We start from the raw sequence: 2,317 nt of genomic DNA on the forward strand, positions 1-2,317 counted from the left end.
GAGGGGGCCGCCAGCAGCATCGCCCGCCAATCCACCGCGCTCATCCGCCTGTCGCGGCGCTGGCCGGCGCTGGAGCTGGCGGGCCTGCTGCGGCTGGATGATGAACGCGGCAGCCTGGCCGGCACGCGCCTGTCCAGCGGCTTTGGCCTGAATGGCGGCAGCAGCATCAGCATCGGCGTGGCGGCGCGGCTGCTGATCGGCGGGTTTGAACTGGCCGGCGATTGGCGTCGGGCGCGCAGCCGGCTGGCGCTTGGCCCCGGCCTGATCACCGCCGCTGGCCCGCTGCACGGCGATGCCGGCAGCCTGATGCTCAGCCGCGGCCATCTGCTGCTGCCCGGCGACCGTTTCAGCCTCGCCGTCACGCGCCCGCTGGCCATCGCTGGGCCATTGTGGCTCGCTGGCGGCGCTGCGCCGGTGCGTTTTGGGCCCAACAGCCGCGAAACCGCGCTGGAGGCTACCTATCTGCGGCCACTGCCGGCTGGCGGCACGCTGCAATTTGCGCTGTTTCACCGCGATCATCCCGGCCATATCGCTGCCGCGCCGCCCGATCAGGGCGCGGCGCTGCGGCTGTGGTGGGGCTGGTAGCCCACCTGTCCACAGGCAAATCGGTCCACCGGTCACGCGGGGGCTGGCGCAGATGGGTGGAATTGGCGTAACGCTCTCCTCCCATGACGCGGTATATTTTCATCACCGGCGGTGTGGTTTCATCGCTTGGCAAAGGCCTCATGGGTGCGTCGCTGGCGGCGCTGTTGCAGGCGCGCGGCTACCGCGTGCGCATCCGCAAATTCGATCCCTATCTGAATGTCGATCCCGGCACGATGAGCCCCTATCAGCACGGCGAAGTCTTCGTGACCGATGATGGCGCGGAAACCGATCTCGATCTTGGCCATTACGAACGCTTTACCGGCGTGCCGTCGCTGAAGACCGACAATATCACCTCGGGCCGCATCTATCAGGATATCATCGCCCGCGAACGCCGCGGCGAATTTCTGGGCGGCACCGTGCAGGTGATCCCGCATGTCACCGATGCCATCAAGGAATTTGCCGGCGCGAGTGCCGATGGCCTGGATTTCATGCTTTGCGAAATCGGCGGCACTGTGGGCGATATCGAAGGCCTGCCGTTCCTCGAAGCCATTCGGCAGATGTCTGCCGATCATGGCCGCAGCAATGTCTGCTATATTCACGTCACGCTGGTGCCGTTCATCGCTGCCGCTGGCGAACTGAAAACCAAGCCGACCCAGCACAGCGTGGCGGAATTGCGCGGCATCGGGATTCAGCCGGATGTGCTGGTCTGCCGATCCGAATATCCGCTGCCGGACAGTGACCGTGCGAAGATCGCGCTGTTCTGCAACGTCCGCAAGGAAGCGGTGATTTCCGCGCTCGACGCCGCGTCCATCTACGAAGTGCCGCTGCAATATCATGCCGAAGGGCTGGACGATGAAGTGCTGCGCGCCTTTGGCATCACCGATGCGCCGCGGCCGGACCTGACCCGATGGCTAACGATTTCGGAGCGTATTCAAAACCCCGAAGGCGAAGTAACCATCGGCGTCGTCGGCAAATATACCGGCATGAAAGACGCCTATAAATCACTGACCGAAGCCCTGGTGCACGGCGGCCTGGCCAACCGCGTGAAGGTCAACATCAAATGGCTCGACGCCGAAGAATTTGAAAGCGACGATGTCGCCGCCCGGCTGGAACCGATGCACGGCATCTTGGTGCCCGGCGGCTTTGGCGAACGCGGCAGCGAAGGCAAGATCGCCAGCGTGCGCTTCGCCCGCGAACACCGCGTGCCGTTTTTCGGCATTTGCCTGGGCATGCAGATGGCCTGCATCGAAGCCGCACGCAACGAAGCCGGCATCCCGGCCGCCTCCACCACCGAATTCGGCCCCACCGACGCGCCAATCGTGGGCATGATCACCGAATGGATGAGTGCACAAGGCCTGCAAACCCGTGCAGCCGGCGGCGATCTGGGCGGCACCATGCGCCTGGGCGCCTACCCGGCCGCGCTGGCGCATAACAGCGTGGTGGCCAGCGTCTATGGCAGCACGACAATCGCCGAACGCCACCGCCACCGCTACGAAGTCAACGTCGCCTACCGGCCGCAACTGGAAGCCAGCGGCCTGATCTTCTCCGGCATGTCCCCCGATGGCCTGCTGCCCGAAGTGGTGGAACGCCCCGACCACCCCTGGTTCATCGGCGTGCAGTTCCACCCGGAATTGAAATCCAAACCATTCGAACCACACCCGCTGTTTGCCGGGTTTGTCGCAGCCGCGATTGCGCAGAGCCGGTTGGTGTAAGCGGCTTTGGCGCGGGGCAA

2 protein-coding genes are annotated in these 2,317 nt (G+C 65.0%); both read left to right on the plus strand.

Annotated features, from left to right (window positions below):
- Positions 1 to 585, plus strand: a 585-nt coding sequence (locus ABWP50_RS13380; RefSeq protein WP_353218485.1) for a hypothetical protein, incomplete at its 5' end; no start/stop codon positions are given.
- Positions 586 to 668: 83 nt separating this feature from the next.
- On the plus strand, positions 669 to 2,297 hold the full coding sequence (pyrG, locus tag ABWP50_RS13385; RefSeq protein WP_353218486.1) for a CTP synthase: 1,629 nt from the start codon (positions 669 to 671) through the stop codon (positions 2,295 to 2,297).
- Positions 2,298 to 2,317: the final 20 nt, after the last annotated feature.

The sequence above is a fragment of the Sandarakinorhabdus sp. genome, assembly GCF_040398645.1.
Taxonomy (GTDB): Bacteria; Pseudomonadota; Alphaproteobacteria; order Sphingomonadales; family Sphingomonadaceae; genus Sandarakinorhabdus.